The sequence below is a fragment of the Streptomyces sp. GQFP genome, assembly GCF_021545335.1.
GTDB lineage: Bacteria > Actinomycetota > Actinomycetes > Streptomycetales > Streptomycetaceae > Streptomyces.
In genome coordinates this window covers 7,357,608-7,372,901 of sequence record NZ_CP089312.1, presented here as the reverse complement: position 1 = coordinate 7,372,901, position 15,294 = coordinate 7,357,608, and the positions used below count along the sequence as shown (strand labels likewise).

The 15,294-nt window shown below is 67.1% G+C and carries 15 protein-coding genes; 12 read left to right on the top strand and 3 right to left on the bottom strand.

The genetic code is table 11. The features are described from left to right. Positions 1–15: 15 nt before the first annotated feature. From LUX31_RS33410 to LUX31_RS33400, 3 genes are all read right to left on the bottom strand, one after another. Positions 16–1,257, bottom strand: coding sequence for a helix-turn-helix transcriptional regulator (locus tag LUX31_RS33410; RefSeq protein WP_235479041.1), 1,242 nt, complete (start codon positions 1,255–1,257; stop codon positions 16–18). A gap of 349 nt (positions 1,258–1,606) precedes the next feature. Next, positions 1,607–2,530: an SUMF1/EgtB/PvdO family nonheme iron enzyme gene (locus LUX31_RS33405; protein ID WP_235479040.1), complete on the bottom strand. Its 924-nt coding sequence runs from the start codon at positions 2,528–2,530 to the stop codon at positions 1,607–1,609. Positions 2,531–2,545: 15 nt separating this feature from the next. Beyond that, on the bottom strand, positions 2,546–3,337 hold the full coding sequence (locus LUX31_RS33400) for an aminotransferase class IV family protein (protein ID WP_235479039.1): 792 nt from the start codon (positions 3,335–3,337) through the stop codon (positions 2,546–2,548). 218 nt (positions 3,338–3,555) lie between these two features. Here LUX31_RS33400 and LUX31_RS33395 point away from each other — a divergent pair, with 218 nt between their 5' ends. From LUX31_RS33395 to LUX31_RS33340, 12 genes are all read left to right on the top strand, one after another. Beyond that, positions 3,556–3,771, top strand: coding sequence for an ATP-binding protein (locus tag LUX31_RS33395; protein WP_235479038.1), 216 nt, complete (start codon positions 3,556–3,558; stop codon positions 3,769–3,771). 523 nt (positions 3,772–4,294) lie between these two features. Beyond that, positions 4,295–6,106: a reverse transcriptase/maturase family protein gene (locus tag LUX31_RS33390; RefSeq protein ID WP_235479037.1), complete on the top strand. Its 1,812-nt coding sequence runs from the start codon at positions 4,295–4,297 to the stop codon at positions 6,104–6,106. Between the two features lie 139 nt (positions 6,107–6,245). Continuing rightward, positions 6,246–6,455, top strand: coding sequence for an ATP-binding protein (locus tag LUX31_RS33385; protein ID WP_235479036.1), 210 nt, complete (start codon positions 6,246–6,248; stop codon positions 6,453–6,455). A gap of 464 nt (positions 6,456–6,919) precedes the next feature. Beyond that, positions 6,920–7,699, top strand: coding sequence for a DUF6415 family natural product biosynthesis protein (locus LUX31_RS33380; protein ID WP_235479035.1), 780 nt, complete (start codon positions 6,920–6,922; stop codon positions 7,697–7,699). A gap of 312 nt (positions 7,700–8,011) precedes the next feature. Continuing rightward, a complete protein-coding gene (locus tag LUX31_RS33375) occupies positions 8,012–8,503 on the top strand; it encodes a LuxR C-terminal-related transcriptional regulator (protein WP_235479034.1) in 492 nt (163 codons plus the stop codon). After that, positions 8,500–9,666 (top strand): protein-L-isoaspartate O-methyltransferase family protein, encoded by a 1,167-nt coding sequence (locus LUX31_RS33370; RefSeq protein WP_235479033.1) that lies wholly within the window; start codon positions 8,500–8,502, stop codon positions 9,664–9,666. The genes LUX31_RS33375 and LUX31_RS33370 overlap by 4 nt, the downstream gene beginning before the upstream one ends. Further along, complete coding sequence (locus LUX31_RS33365) at positions 9,656–10,498, top strand: SAM-dependent methyltransferase (protein WP_235479032.1); 843 nt, start codon at positions 9,656–9,658, stop codon at positions 10,496–10,498. The genes LUX31_RS33370 and LUX31_RS33365 overlap by 11 nt, the downstream gene beginning before the upstream one ends. Before the next feature lie 258 nt (positions 10,499–10,756). Continuing rightward, a complete protein-coding gene (locus LUX31_RS33360; protein WP_235479031.1) occupies positions 10,757–12,163 on the top strand; it encodes a phosphotransferase in 1,407 nt (468 codons plus the stop codon). Further along, on the top strand, positions 12,160–13,410 hold the full coding sequence (locus LUX31_RS33355) for a bifunctional class I SAM-dependent methyltransferase/NUDIX hydrolase (RefSeq protein ID WP_235479030.1): 1,251 nt from the start codon (positions 12,160–12,162) through the stop codon (positions 13,408–13,410). The genes LUX31_RS33360 and LUX31_RS33355 overlap by 4 nt, the downstream gene beginning before the upstream one ends. Continuing rightward, positions 13,407–13,658, top strand: a complete 252-nt coding sequence (locus LUX31_RS33350) for a hypothetical protein (RefSeq protein WP_235479029.1) — start codon at positions 13,407–13,409, stop codon at positions 13,656–13,658. Before LUX31_RS33355 ends, LUX31_RS33350 begins: the two co-directional genes overlap by 4 nt. A gap of 103 nt (positions 13,659–13,761) precedes the next feature. After that, positions 13,762–14,985, top strand: coding sequence for a methyltransferase, FxLD system (fxlM, locus tag LUX31_RS33345; protein ID WP_235479028.1), 1,224 nt, complete (start codon positions 13,762–13,764; stop codon positions 14,983–14,985). Positions 14,986–15,043: 58 nt separating this feature from the next. Further along, positions 15,044–15,250: an FxLD family lanthipeptide gene (locus tag LUX31_RS33340; RefSeq protein WP_235479027.1), complete on the top strand. Its 207-nt coding sequence runs from the start codon at positions 15,044–15,046 to the stop codon at positions 15,248–15,250. Positions 15,251–15,294: the final 44 nt, after the last annotated feature.

Genomic DNA, 15,294 nt, shown 5'->3' with positions numbered 1-15,294 from the left:
GGTATGGCCCGAGCCTCAAGACGCGAACTTCCTGAGGTGATCGGCAAGTTCTCGCTCGTTGTCGGGAAGCCAAGTCGCGATGGCTCGGGCGCGCTCCTTGCCCATCGTGTTGGGCTTGGCCTGGCTCGCAGCCGCAAACTGACGTGTTACGTAGACACCTTGCTCGATATCTCCGCCGCGGAGCAGCGCGGAAGCGAGGTCGCCGAGCACGACAACGCCTCCATCCGATAGGCCATCCCCGAGGCGTTCGATGGCGGTGTCGGCCGTGGCCGTCAGCTCGGATCGTCCCAGCTGTCCGTACACGGAGAGTGCCAGTGAGTCCATGCGGTAAGGGGTCACGAAGCGGACCCACGCCTGCTCGCTTGTGTGATCCGCAAAATCGTAGGCGAAGACTGCTTGCTCCAACGCACGCAGTGCCTCTGTGTCGTCGCCGAGCGCCGCGGCCTCCTCCGCGTGCCTGCCGAGCACCCAGGCGGCGGCCGTGGCGTTGCCGTGGCCTCGAACGTCCTGGGATGCCTGGGAAAGAAGCCTCAGCCTCTCCTTGGGCGTCGGAGCTCCGTAGCTGGCGTAGGTCAGGGCCAGGGCTCGGAGCGGAGGGTGTCCGGCAGCCGATGCACACTCCGACGTGACCTGGTAATAGGCATCAGCCTTGTTGGTCTCCCCCAGGTCCCAGGCCACCCACCCGGCCAGGGCTGCGGTTTCTCCGGCGGCGATCGTAAGAGCCCGTTCGTGCTCGCCGGCACGGGGCAAAGCAGCCGTGATCGCGTCAAGGTGAGACTCGACCGTGCGCTGCAACCGGCGTGCACTGATTCCGAGTTCTTGGATGTGCAACTCAGCGGCTCGGTCGACGAGAGCGGCCACGGAAGGCGCGTCGGCCTTGGAACCCTTACTGAGGGCGAGGGCCAGCCGTCCCCATGGCTCGGCAGCCGCGCTCACTCCGATGGCGGCGCCCCCCAGCATCGTGCGGCGCTTCACGTCCTCCTGGTCCTCCTCTTCACGGGCGTATTCCTTTCTCTTCCTGGCGCGAGCGTCCTTGGCCTCCCGCCTCAAGTCCTCGGATGAGACGCCGCAGGCCGCCGCGATCTGTTCAAGCGTGTGGTTGGTCGGGATGTTCTCGAACTGCTCGTAGCGGCTGATCTCTCGACGGGTCATGGTGTCCCGGCCGGAGACAGCGTTGATGGCGGCTGCCTGCTGCTCCTGTGTCCGGCCTGCGTCCTTCCGGAGCCGGAGGAGCAGTTCGGCGAACGGATCTGCCATGAGTGTGACCTCTGTCCGGGGGCGGAATCCAATCATGGCTTCAGTTCCCCCTCCAGTTTCCCCCCTTGACAGATTTTTCCCCCTCCGGATTCCCCTGGTCCGGGGCCCGGACACGCGATGCGATGGGCCCATGACGACGTTCCGCAGGGCGGCACCGCCCCTGCTCACGAGGAGGGCCATCCCGGCGGCCGGAGCTTGGCTGAGGCGAGACCGACTCTGCAACGCAGCCAGGCTGTCGGGTCGAGGCTCTCTCCTTCTTGCCCGAGAGAAGGCCGAAGTTCTTCCCGAGGACAGTCACGCTCTGAGCGCACGCTCGGTCTGGCTCACCACGGCCTCGCCCAGCGCCGAGCTACTGGGCGGCTGCGATGCAGCGGAACCCGGTGTCGTTGTCCTTCATCGTGGAGTTGGCCGCGTTCGCGAGCGCCGGCGCGCCACGCTCGAACGGGCTGCTGAACGCGGACCCCTTCAGCTGGTACCGGTCCGGCCCGTCGATTCCCGGCGTAGAGCACCACTCCCACACGTTTCCGCACAGGTCGAAAGCCCCGTATGGGCTTACTCCGGACTGGTAGCGAGTCACAGACGTCGTGCCGCCGATGCCCGATTCTGCGGTATTGCACTTCGCGGCGGTGGGATCGCTGCCCCAGGGGTAGGCGCGCCCCTTCGGGCCGCGGGCCGCCTTCTCCCACTGGTTGACGGTGGGCAGCGCCTTGCCCGCCCAGCGGGCGTACGCGTCAGCGTCGTGCCACGTCACCCAGACCACGGGATGGTCGTACAGGGCGCTGGGGCAGCGCCGCCCGGTCCAGTGCTGCGGGGGCCGGTGCCCTGTGTCGCGGATGAACTGCTCGTAATCGAGGTTCGTCGTCGGGTAGACGTCGATCCTGTACGCGTCCACCCAAATCGACGTATCTTCTGCGCCAGACAGGTAGATGCCTTCCTCGATCAGCACCATGACCTTGCCGTCGACCGGATGTCTTATGGTGCGCGGGTCGCGGCGCAGCAGCTCCTCGGTTCGCTCGTCGTGCCCCACCGCGGCCTGTTCGGTGAGGAGCTGAGCGAACCGCCACTGGGTGTCGGGGGACGACGTGGAGAGCAGGGTGTCCAGCGCGGCCTGGTTGTTGGGGTGGGGCTTGATCGACTCACCCCGCCCCTCCCAGTTCACGAGCTGCCTGGTGCTGATGCCGACCTTGGCGGCGAAGTCCTTGCCGTTCATGCGCAGCGCTTCGCGCAGCAAGGCGACTTCCCGGCCGGTCCACCGTGTGACCCCCGTTGTCACGCTCGCCCCCTACGGCTACAGAGTCTCGCCGGGGATGGACAGGTACGTCTCACGGAGCGCAGCCAGCACGGGGTGTTCGGTCGGCAGTTCCTTGTCGTCGATCGCCGACAGAGCCCGAACCCCGATGCTGGTGTTCGTCGCGAAGCCCGCCGCCATGCGCTTGGCCTGATCGAGGGTGACGGGGGCGGTGCGGTGCTCGACGCCATTGGCGTGCTTCTGGAGGAGGGCCATCGTCACACCGGGCAGGACGGCCGCCTGCGGCCACACCACCGTCCCGTTGCCGTCGATGAAGGCAGCGTTCCAGGTGCCGCCCTCGCTCACGAGACCTTCGCGGCCGACGAACAGGGCGTCGCCGAACCCTGCGCGCTGCGCTACCCCTCGGGCATGCAGGGCACCGAAGAGACCGACATGCTTCACCTCGGGCAGGTCACGCTCGTACGGCACGCTCATGGCACGCAGCGGTTCTGGGGGCAGGGCGCCGGCACTGCGCACGGACACCATCACGTGCGGCTCATCAGCGTCGACCGGGTGTCCCATCTCGACCTTCGGGTCGTACACCGTGACTCGGACGACGCACGGGCCGCTCTGCCCCTCCAGGCCCCGGCGGACGTAATCGCGAACAAGTGCGGTGTCCAGATCCGCGCCCCACACGGTCTTGCAGTCCCGTACGAGCCGTTCCATGTGCAGCGTGAGGCCCCGGATGCTGCCATCGCCATCGACGCGCATGGACGTGAAGTGACCGAAGTTGGTCAGAGCCAGGGGGAGCAAGTCGTCTGCGGACACGGGGTTTCCATCAAGAGTTGCCATGCCGCCCAGCATCTCAGGACCGTCCGTTCCTCCGGCACCCCAATCAGAGTTACTGACGGGTCAACTTCGTTGAAACTTCCTTCCCCTTGCGGCGCCACACGGTGTTCGCTTGTCACCGTGCGAACACGTCTGGTGATCGACGGACCGAGGCGTGTCACGCGACGCAATGACGACGCATGCCGCACGATCCCCCACACCGCCCACTCGGGAGGCCCTCGATGAGCCCCGCTACAGCCGTCGCGCCGGCTGCCACGAAGGCGCCGCCGCAGACGTCGCGTGCCTTCGACTTGGCCTTCGCCTCTGCCCCAGCCCTTGTCAGACAGGCACGCCGGACCACCCGCGAATTCCTGCGCCTGTGGAACGTGAACGGCGAACTGGCCGAGAACATCGTGCTCGCCGTCTCCGAGCTGGTCACCAACGCCAGTGCGCCATGAGGCGCTCTGTTGTATCCCCGGTCCAACCGGGAGGAACTGAAGGGAGGTTCCTGGGTCCGATGGCTTACCTGGATCCGAAAGGAAAAGGGGACCGTAGCATGCCAGAAAATCAGCGCTCGTGTTCAAGTGCGGAAGCGAGGCGCTGAGGGACCCGCGCGATATGGCGAAAGCTGTACTGCCTGAACCCCAATCTCCAAAGGATGCAATGTGTAACATCCGCCGGAAATCTGCACTTGTCACCGGCGCCGCACCCTGCGGTGGAGTAATTGCATATCCATCGCACCCTTCGGGTCGCGGAATGATTCCCAGTGAGGGAATTAAAGGAGATGAGTGGGGCGCCTAAGTCGCGCTAGATACGTACAACAGAGATGAACATGGGATCACCTAAAGGGCGCGAGCCCCATGGTGACGGAGGCCCCGTAGTAGTCGCAGGAGTAACGACCTGCCAAGGCGGGCGGGAAAGCCGCTCACAGGGCGAAGGGGGCCAGGTGATCGGACATCACGATGCTGGGAGGTATGCGTAATGCAGAACGCCGAAACGGTACTTGATGTCCTGCGTGAACGCGGCAGGCAGGGCCTGCCGTGCAGCGAACTGTATCGACAGCTGTTCAACCCGAACCTGTATCTGCTCGCCTACGGGCGCATCTATGCCAACCATGGTGCGATGACCCCCGGGGTCTGCGGGGAGACCGCGGACGGCATGTCCGAAGCCAAGATCGGACGCATCATCGAAGCCATGCGCCACGAGCGCTACCGCTTCAAACCCGTGCGGCGCACACACATCCCGAAGTCCAACGGGAAATTGAGGCCGCTGGGCCTGCCGTCCTGGTCGGACAAGCTCGTGGGCGAAGTGATCCGCCTCCTGCTGGAGGCGTATTACGAGCCCCGCTTCTCTGGCCGTTCACACGGTTTCCGTCCCGGCCGGGGCTGTCACACGGCGCTGTCCGAGGTGACATACAACTGGACAGGGACGACCTGGTTCGTCGAGGGAGATATCTCCGACTGCTTCGGATCGCTCGACCATGACGTCATGGCGGCGATCCTGGCGGAGAAGATCCACGACAACCGGCTCCTACGCCTGATTCAACAGATGTTCCAGGCGGGATACTTGGAGGACTGGAAATGGCATGCCACCTTGTCGGGAGCCCCGCAGGGCGGCGTCCTCTCCCCTCTCCTGTCCAATATTTACCTGGACCGGCTGGACACCTTCGTCGAGACAGTTCTCATCCCGGAATACACCCGAGGGAAAGCCAGGCGCAAGAACCAGGCATACCGAGACCTGGAGAACGCGATCAACGCCGAAAGGAAGCGGCTCGCCTACCGAAAGGAGCACACCGAGTCCGCTCAAGTCCGCGCATGGCGCAAGCAGTTACGCAGCCTTCCGGCCGGTGATCCACAAGATCCCGGCTACCGCAGACTGCGCTATATCCGCTACGCGGACGACCACCTCCTCGGGTTCACCGGACCCAAGGCAGAAGCCGAGACGATCAAACAACGTCTGGTCGAGTTCCTGCGCGATGACCTCAAGCTGGAACTGAACCAGGACAAGACCCTGATCACCCACGGCCGCACCCAGGCCGCACGGTTCCTCGGCTACGAGATCACCGTCCAGCACGCCGACGACAAGATCTCCCGGGGCGGCCGCATCAACCGTGGTGCACGCTCCATCAACGGGAAGATCCAACTCCGGGTGCCCAAGGACGTGATCAAAGCCAAATGCGCCCCCTTCCTCAAGCACGGAAAACCCGCGCACCTGCTCCCGCTGACCGTATGCACACCCCTTGACATCGTCGGCATCTACGGAGCGCAGTACCGGGGCATCGTTCAGTACTACCTGCTGGCCGGCGACGTCTGGAGACTCGACCGGCTCAAGGGGGTCATGCTGACCTCCCTGCTCAAGACCCTGGCCGCCAAGCACCGGTCGAGGGTGACGACGATGGCCAACAAGTACAAAACCACCATCAAGACACCCCAAGGACCACGCAGGTGCTTCGAGGCCCGGGTCGAACGGCCAGGCAGAAAACCACTGATCGCACGGTTCGGTGGTATTCCCCTCACCCGCAAGCGGACGGCCGTCATCGACGACCTGCCGCCCACCCAGTTCACCCCCCGCAGCCGCCCGCGCGGCAGTCAGCTCATCGACCGGCTCCGCAAGGGATGGTGCGAACTCTGCGATGAGCGATCTTCGGTGGAAGTACACCAAGTTCGCTCCCTCGCAGGGCTTCACGGCAAGGGTGAACGGACCGCATGGGCACAGCTGATGCTCAAGAAGCGGCGCAGAACTCTCGTGGTCTGCCCGCCTTGCCACGGAGGGATCCATGCGGACCAAGGATGAGGAACACGCACAAGTCACTGGAGAGCCCGCTGCATCGAAAGGGTGCACGGCGGGTTCGGACCGGGGGCCACTGGAGAAGGATCCGTTCAGCGGACACCTCGCCAGTGGCCTACCGGTACTCGAACACGGAACCGGAGACGTGGGACTTCGGATCCAGTACCCCGACGGCGAATTGCGGATCGAGGTCACTGACGACAACCCCACCCCAGCCACACTGCGCCCCGCTGACGACGAGGACCTGTCGGGACGCGGCCTGTTCCTCATCGCCGTCCTCTCACGAGAGTGGGGCGTCAGCGACGACGGCAGGACGACATGGTGCGTCTTCCGCGTCCCTGCAAGGAGGTCGTGATGACCCCAGTCACGCCTGAAACCGCAGCAGGACTGAGCCAGCGACGCTCCACCGACGAGATGAATCCACTAGCTGCATCCCCATCCCCTCCGATGTCCTCAACAGCGCCACCTGAGAGCCACAACAGAACGCCTCAGCCTCAACGGCACACCGCAGGTGGGTTACTTGGCCCCGATAGTGATCCCGGCAACGGGACGTCCCAGGACGTCCCGCCCAAGTCCTGTGCGGCGGTACCGGCGTCTCCGAACTCCCTGAACGATGCCCGTGTAACTCACCGCACCGTGTCTTCCTTGAACGAACCGCCCTTGTCGGCGAGTGGCGGCTCGAAATGCCTCGGCGGCTCCTCTTTGGGGGCCGCCGAGGCGACATCCCGATCGCCAACTTCGGATCTCGCTATTGGAGTTGTCCTTATGCCTCGCACCACAACCTCGGCCCCCGCAGTCGGCGGTGGGCAGGTGGACGGCGTGTCCTGGCCGGAGGGCTCATTCAGGGAACTGGGCCGTGACCTGAGGACCGCTGTATCAACCCTCGCACCCGGACCGTCGCCTCTCGCGGTGCAGGAGGCCCTTCACCGCGAAGTGACCAGACTGGTCTTCGCTGAGGCTGCCTCCGTCAGCGAAGACCCGGACGAGCGACACGTTCAACTACTGCTCATGCGCGGCCACTTGATGCGACTTCTCGGAGCAATTGTTCCCGTCGATGCCAACGAGCCTCCTCTGGAAGATGATCGACTGGTCGTACGCGTGCGTGGCCTGCTCGACGAAGAGATTCCCGGCGACGCCGGGCGTGCGGCGTTCCTGCACCGGCGGATGTCCGAGGTCGGGCGTGAGCTGCTCGCCGTCCTTCCTGCTGTCGACGCCTTTGACGACGTGGTCGATGGCTGGGACAGGGCTGTGTGCGCTGGGTTCGATTCGACGCGTATCCGCGAGGCCATTCGTGCGGCGAAGTCCTGGGAGCAAGCGGGGGTGTACCCGCATCCGCCTACCCTCGCGGCGGTCACGCGAGCGCTCGGCGGCTACGTCACGACGCTCGTCCCCTACGTCTCGATCCACTTGGAATCACTCGCCTCCGGGAGTCGGGGGTGGGCCGCATGCGGTGAAGTGATCGAGCGCTCTCAGGAGGCCCGCGACGTCCCTCCGGGCGAGGGACTCAGGGCGGCGAGGGAGCACGCATTCCGTCTCGCGGTCCACACCGAGGCCCTGCTGCGCTACGCCGAACAGGACTGCGAGAGGGACGGTGAGTGACATGGCCAGGTCCTATCGCGCGACGCACCCTCAACGGATTCACCGGGCTCCGGCCTCCCCACCGAATTCGGGCTCGCCCCGCAAAGACGAGCCAGCCCCAGGGCGCCTTCGGCGTGGCTGGCGACAGGCTCGCGCGCACTGGGGCGCCGTCCTCCTCGCTGCCGCCATCAGCCTCCCCACCGTCTGTGTCCTCGCCGAACTCGCCCTGCAGTTCTACGGCCGGTCGTAGCACACGCCCCAGCCAGCTGACCAGCGAAGTGGGCCGGCCCCGATAAGACGACGACTGTGCCAGAACACCGAAGGAGTACGACCATGCCAGCCCCGGACGAGACCATCTCGCCACCGCTTTCCTCTCAGGAGCGGGAGGCTCTGCTGGGCATCTCGCAGGGAAGGACGACCGCAGAGACGGCCTGCGACATGGGAGTGTCCGACAGCACGGTCAAGACGTACATCCTCCGGATCGGCGGAAAGCTCCGAACTTCGGAGCGGGCGGGCATGGTGGACCTCGCCTACCGGCACGGGCACTTGGACGTCCCCATGCTCGTGGCCTACGACGTCGAACTGCCGAAGGAGCAGCGCACCGTCCTGGCAGGGCTCGCCGGCGGAAAGACTGTCGAGGAGATCGCGGTCGACGCGAAGCGTGTGCTGGACGACGTGCGCAAGGACGCTCGACGTCTGCTGCGGGCGCTGGGGGCTTCCTCGGCCGCGCACGCGGTCACGCGAGGGTGGCAGTTCCGCCTTCTGGGCCCCGCGAGCGGCCGTGAAAACTCCGGAGACGTCGTTTCCGTGGCAGGACAGGCATGAACGCCCGCGTCGAGGCCAGCAGCCTGCGACCGGGCAGAGCCCACGTTCACGAGCACGCGGGGGACGTGTTCACCTGCGATCGGCGACAGGACTTCGTGCCCAACGTGATCCGTACGCACCGAGGTGGTCGCTGGCGCAGGGTGGACCGGAGCAAGAACGCGGGCGAGTGGGCGAAGTTCGTCCATCGCTCCGAGATGCTCGTGTTCGACGTGGACGATGGTGGGGAGGGCGGCCCGGGCATCGTCACGGGAGTGATCCCGTCCAAGGAAGACGCCACGGCGCGCTTGGCCGCGCTCGCTCCAGAGCCAGGGATGACCGTTGCCGAGGTCGGCACGGACTGCGGCTGGACTGCAGCCTCTCTGGAACACCTTCTCCAGGGCGGCCAGGTGGTGACGGTCGCGGACACAGAACGTCTCGCCGAGATCGCCCGGCAGCGCCTACGCCCCTACCCGCGGGTTCGGGTGGTCAACGGGTCTGAGGCCGGGGTCATGGGGCCGGCGGGTTCGTTCCACGGGCTCCTGTCCCATCGTGCGGTGCGGCATGTGCCGTGGGAGTGGGTCACCCGGATTCGTCCGGGTGGCCGGCTGTGTCTGCCCGTCCGTACCGCTCTGGGCGGATCCAGCACGCTGCTCGTCCTGACCGTGGCGCGGGACGGGGCGTCGGCCAGTGGGCGTTTCCACGCTGGACCGGCTCATCAGACCGTGTGGCTTCGCGAGCACCGTCCTGGTGAGGGCATCTCCGTCGAGTCGCAGGGCAGCCCGAGGGCGTCGGAAGCCGACGCGAGGGGGGCGCACGTACGGCTGGCGGCCCGGTTGTTCGCCGGTCTGCTTCGCCCTGACCTTCGAATGCAGGTGGTGCGCGGTGTTGCGCAGTTCGAAGGCGATGTTGCCGACCGCTTGCGTATTCATGACCACCAGGCGTCTCGGGCGGTGGTCTTCCTGCACTCCCCTCGCGTCTACGAGTGGGGGCCGCGTGATCTCGGCTCCGATCTGTTCGACGCGCTCGGTCAGTGGCACGCGGCCGGGGAACCAGAGGTGGAGCAGCTGGGCGTGACGATCACGGAGATGGAACACACGCTGTGGCTCGGTGCACCGGACGGTCCGTCGTGGCGTCTGCCCGAACTCCACACGATCACCGGAGGGGTGGAGCGGCATGCGCCCTGACCACCCGATGCTTCTCCACCCTTCCGGAGCGATCGCCGAGTTGCAGGCACGGCCGTCGAGCGCCCGGATGCAGAACTACCTGCTAGGCGGGCGAGACCACTACATCGTCGACCGTGAGGGGGCCCTTCGGGCTGCCGACCGTATGCCGTTCCTGGAGAGCGCCGTCCGTCACGAGCGTATGTACGTGCTCCTGATGGTGCAGGCCCTGGCCATCGCGGGCGTCCGGCAGCTGGTTGACTTCGGCTGCGGCCTTCCTCACGGGCCAACGCCGGTGGATGTCCTGACCCGCGTTCATCCCGATGCCCGCGCCATGTGCATCGACAACGACGTGCTGGTGCACACCCACGCCGAAGAAATGATGACGGCCAAGGCGCCCGCTGTCGTCGAGAGCCTGTGCGCCGACGTACGCGACCCCGAGTCGATTCTCGCTTCCAGAGAAATCCTGGAGACGATCAACTGGCGAGAACCGGTCATCCTTCTCCTCGGCAGCGTGCTCCACTACATCAAGGACACTGCGGCGCAGCCCCTGACCGTCCTCGTCGACCAGTACAAACACGTCGCCGCCACCGGCAGCGCTCTCGTCATCACGCACGCCACCGCCGACGTCTCGGGCAAACCCGTGCGCCGATTCGCCAAGACGATGACGGCGGCCGGCTGCCCCGTCCACCTGCGGACGAAGGAACAGATCGCCCGGCTGTTCGACGGCTGGCAGCTGACCTCCCCGGGCCTGACCGCTCCACAGGCACTGGCACTCGATTACCCAGTCCTGCCCCAAGCCGCGTCGTACGCCGGCACGGCCCGAAAGGAGGCCGCGCATGGCCGAGCTGTGTGATCAGCAGACCGGCGTGATCAAGCCGGTGACCAGCCAACTCCCTTTGGTGTTCCGGCTAGACTCCGTGGCGTCCGGAAACGGGCACCCGGGCGTCGCGGTCACTGACGCTGGACGTCACGTCTGCACCCCGGAGATCCGCATGCCCAACACCCCCGCCTTCTCGCGCGTTCCCGTAAACCCCGTTGTGGGACAGTTCACCGACGCCACGCCGCGGTGCCCGGATGCGAGTCGGCCGCACCCCCGTCTGGCAGGCCAGCGGTGAACGGGCAGGTAGCCTCGCATCGGGGCGGGGACGACATCGTGCAGCGCCACCGGGAACCGGTCGACGTCCATCTCATCCTGCGGCGTAGCGGCGAGGTGCTGCTGAGCCGGCGGGCGGGCGACACCTATGCCTCGGGGCTGCTGCACATGCCGTCCGGGCATCTCGACGGCGACTTCGAGGACGTGGTCACCGGGCTGATCCGCGAAGCCGAAGAGGAACTCGGGGTCCTCATCCGCCCGGAGAACGTCCGGTTCGCGCTGGTGATGCAGCACCGCTCTCCCGGGGGCGAGAACCGCACTGGCTGGTTCTTCGAGGTCACCCAGTGGTTCGGACACCCGCGCATCGCCGAGCCGGACCGCTGCTCCCAACTCGGCTGGTTCCCCCTCAACGAGCCTCCCGTCGACATGGTCGCCTACTGCCGTGCCGGCCTGGACGCGTACCGTCATGGCCACACCGCGGCCCTTCACCTCCAGGAGCCGGGCGACCCCATCGCCTACGATCCAGCCGGGCCCAGCCGCCTTTACCCACTGCCCAGCCGGGCTCCGGACGCGCGCGCCATGCTCGGCGAACAGCTCTCCGACTTCGCCGAACAGGCCATCGGCCCTCTGCACACCGTCACGGACTCGTCCTGGGCGCGCGAAGGATCCCGCGTGTGGAAGCTGACCGGCCGTAGCGGCGGCAGCTGGTTCCTCAAGGTGCACCAGAACACCACGTTCCACGAACGCGAGGTGGCGGCCTACCGACGCTGGGTTCCCGCGCTCGGCCGGGGTCACGCACCCCAGCTCGTGGCCGCCGACCCCGACCAGTTCGCCGCCGTCGTCACCGCCCATGCCGGGATCAATCTTCACGGCGCCGACCTGAACGAGCCGACCTGGCAGGCGGTCTACCGCCAGCTCGGACAGCTCCTGCGCGTCCTGCACTCCTGCGAGCCGGCCATGATGGCGCCCGCCGTGGGCGGCCTGGCGAAACTGGACCGCCACCTGGCCGCGGCCGACGGACTCCTGGAACCGGGAGAGGAGAAACTGATCCGCCGCCTCGCCCAGCGCCTGACGACCCTGCCGCCCATTCCCCATGGCCCACGCCACGGCGACATCCAACTGCGCAACCTGCTCCTCGACGACAGCATGCTGCTCGCCCTCATCGACTTCGAGCGGGCCGAAGTCGGCCCCCTCGTCAGTGACTTCATCCGGATCGCCGACACCTGGGCGAACGCCCCGGCCCGCCAGGCAGCCATCTTCGACGGCTACGCCCGCTCGCTGTCGCCCGACGAGGCCCGGGCATTGCAGGGCCTGTCAGCGCTCGACGCCCTCAGCGGTATCCAGTACGGCGCGGCCCACGGCGACCCCGAACTCGTCGAACGCGGCCACCGCACCCTGTACCGCCTGCGGAAGGACGCGGCGTGAGCACCCCCGATTCCGTGACACCGGAACAGGTGAACGAGGACGGCTGGCTGGAGTACGGGCAGCGGCAGCTCGACCGTGGCTACAGGCCACCGGAAGTCACCGAGATCGACTGGGGATTCTGGGGAACCGGCCCCGGTACGACCGTCCTGGGCAACATCGCCGGACACCGCGTGCTGGACATCGGCTCCGGAGCCGGCGTCCACGCCGCGCACCTCGCCCGCGCCCACTCGGCCTTCATCGACGCCATCGACATCTCCGCCACCCAGCAGCAGCGCGCCCGCCACCGGTTCACCTACCTGCCGGGCGTGCGGTTCCTCCTCGGTGACGCCGTGGCACACCTGCGCGACACCGAGCCCTACGACCTCGTGTACTCCGTGCACGGCCTCTCCTATATCGATCCGTGCAGGCTGCTGCCCATGCTGAGGGACGGGATCCGGCCGGGCGGGCGGCTGGTGTTCTCCACCCTGCACACCAATCTCGACGGGCTGGGTCCCTCCTCAACCGTCGCCTCCCGCCAGGAGGAGATACGGCTGGCGCAGACCCCACCGATCCCGGTGCAGATGTGGATTCTCGCCCCCGACGTCTGGGAGCGGCTCCTGGCCGAGAACGGCTTCGCCGTCGAGTCCATCGAACTGCTGCACGCGCCGGACACCGACAACCCCGTCGTGGTCCAGCTCATCCAGGCCCGCCGCCTCATCCACCCCGACACGCCCCGAGTCGTGACACAGGAACGCAGCCAGTGGTCACCTCTCCCACAGGCGGCCCTGGGCGTCGGCGTCATCGTCACCAATCCGGACGGCCACGTGCTGATGGGCCAACACCGCCTGGGTACCCACGAGTTACCCGGCGGCAAAGTGGACGCATCGGCCTCCGCGGTCGAATCGATCGAGGGCGCGGCGATGCGTGAACTCGCCGAGGAGACCGGCCTCGTGGCAGATCCCAAGGACGTCCGGGTCCTCGCGCTGCTCCTGGACGCACGACACGACATCAAACGCCTCACCGCCGCCGTCGTGATCCGCCGCTTCGACGGCACACCGACCACCAGGAAACCGAAGACCGTCGCGGAATGGCGCTGGCACCCGCTGGACTCCCTGCCCAGCCCACTGTTCGTGCCCTCCGCACAGGTCCTGCGCTGCTGGCGCCCCGACCTGCCCATCGATCATCCACCCGCCCACCGCTACCCCGTGGATTCCTCCCGCCCGCCTCGGCCGCGCACACACGGCGATGCGCGAAGGAGTCCGCCGTGACACCAGCGCTGTTCCGATTCGGCACCTACTACCGACTCAACCCCCGGCTACCGACCACGCCCGCCCAGAACCAGTGCTCTGAGCTGACCGTCGGCATGATCCGCGCCGCTGGGCTTTCCAGACTGCGCCCCGCCCACCATCACGTGGTCGCACACATCGAGTTCGTGTGGCTGGTGACGGAGACGCACCAAACCGGCCGCCACACCTCCACTTTCGAACGTATCCAGGAGCTGCCCCTGCGGCACTGAACGACAGTCGGCTTCCACCAGCTGGCATCCATCACCGAACCACCACGCAGTTGGCGCCGACGCCGGAGGCGAAGGCGCACGAGGCCCCGTAAGGAACCCCTCTATGACCGATGTGACCATGGCCCCCGACGAGGCCACCCAGCTCCGCAACAAGGTCGTCGACCAGCTCAAGGAGGACCGCACGATCGTGTCGCCCGCGGTCGAGGCCGCCATGCGCAAGGTGCCCCGGCACCTCGCCGTACCGGAGGCGCCACTGGAGAACGCTTACAGCACATACAACGCCGTGATCACCCAGGAGGACGAGCACGGCAATCACACCAGCTCGGTGTCCGCTCCACAGATCCAAGCGATGCAGCTGGAGCAGGCCGGCATCCGCCCGGGCGACAACGTGCTGGAGATCGGCACCAACGGGCCGAACGCCGCCTACCTCGCGGAACTGGTCGGGCCCACCGGTCAGGTCACCACCGTCGACATCGACCCCGCGCCCGCAGACCGAGCCCAGCGGTTCCTCACCGAGACCGGCTACACGGGCGTCAACGTCGTCGTCGCCGACGCCGAGAACGGCCTTCCCGAGCACGCCCCCTACGACGCGATCGTGGTAACGGTCGGCGCCTGGGACATCCCGCCCGCCTGGATCGACCAGCTCAAGGACGACGGCCGGCTCGTCGTGCCGCTGCGCATCAACGGCCTGACCCGCACGTACGGGTTCGTCCGGCGGGCTGACCATCTCGTCGCCACCAGCGCCCACGTGTGCGGTTTCGTGGCGGCACAGGGCGCCGGCTCCCACGCGCAGCAGGTCATGCAGTTCCCCGGCGAGGAGGGCGTGACGCTGCGCTTCGACGAGGGCTTGCCCGCCAACCCGTCGCTGCTGGACGGCGTCCTGAACAGCGCTCGCGCCGAGACGTGGACCGGGGTGACCGTCGCCAGCCAGGAGCCCATCGGCACCCTCCAGATGTATCTGTCCACGCGGGTCCCGACCTACTGCTTCATGTCCACCGACCCGGAGTTGGCCGCCGGCAGGATCGGTCCCACGGGCAGCGGCTGGTCCATGGTCGCCATCGACGGGCCGCACTTCGCCTACACCGTCGTGCGCCGCGACAGCGAGAAGAAGACCGCAGAGTACGGGGTCCACGCCTTCGGGCCCGACGCGGCCGAGTTCGCTGAGCGAATCGCCGACATCCTTCGCACCTGGGGCGCAAAGGTCCGCGGCACTGACGGGCCACGCATCGCCGTTTACCCGGCGGGCACGCCCGATGACCGGATCACCGGCGACCGGATCATCGACAAGAGGCACAGCCGGATTTCGATCTCCTGGCCGGCCGTCTGAACCGCGGCGCTGGGTCAGGGCGTTCTGCACCATCCCATCGGACAAAGAGAGTGATCACATGACCACCGCCGTATTGCACAGCGTCCCGGCCCCGCTCGGCCTGCCGGTCGACGCCCTCGCCGATGACGACTTCGAGCTCGACATCCGGGTCGTCATCTCCGAGAGCCCCCTCACCGTCTTCATGTGCCCCACCAGCGACGGCTGCGGCAACACCTGCGTGAACGGGGCGAGCGCCTGCCAGTCCTCCATCGAGGACGCCGCCTGACACGTGGCGTCCGCCGGGGCGGCAGCCGATCATCGCTGCCGCCC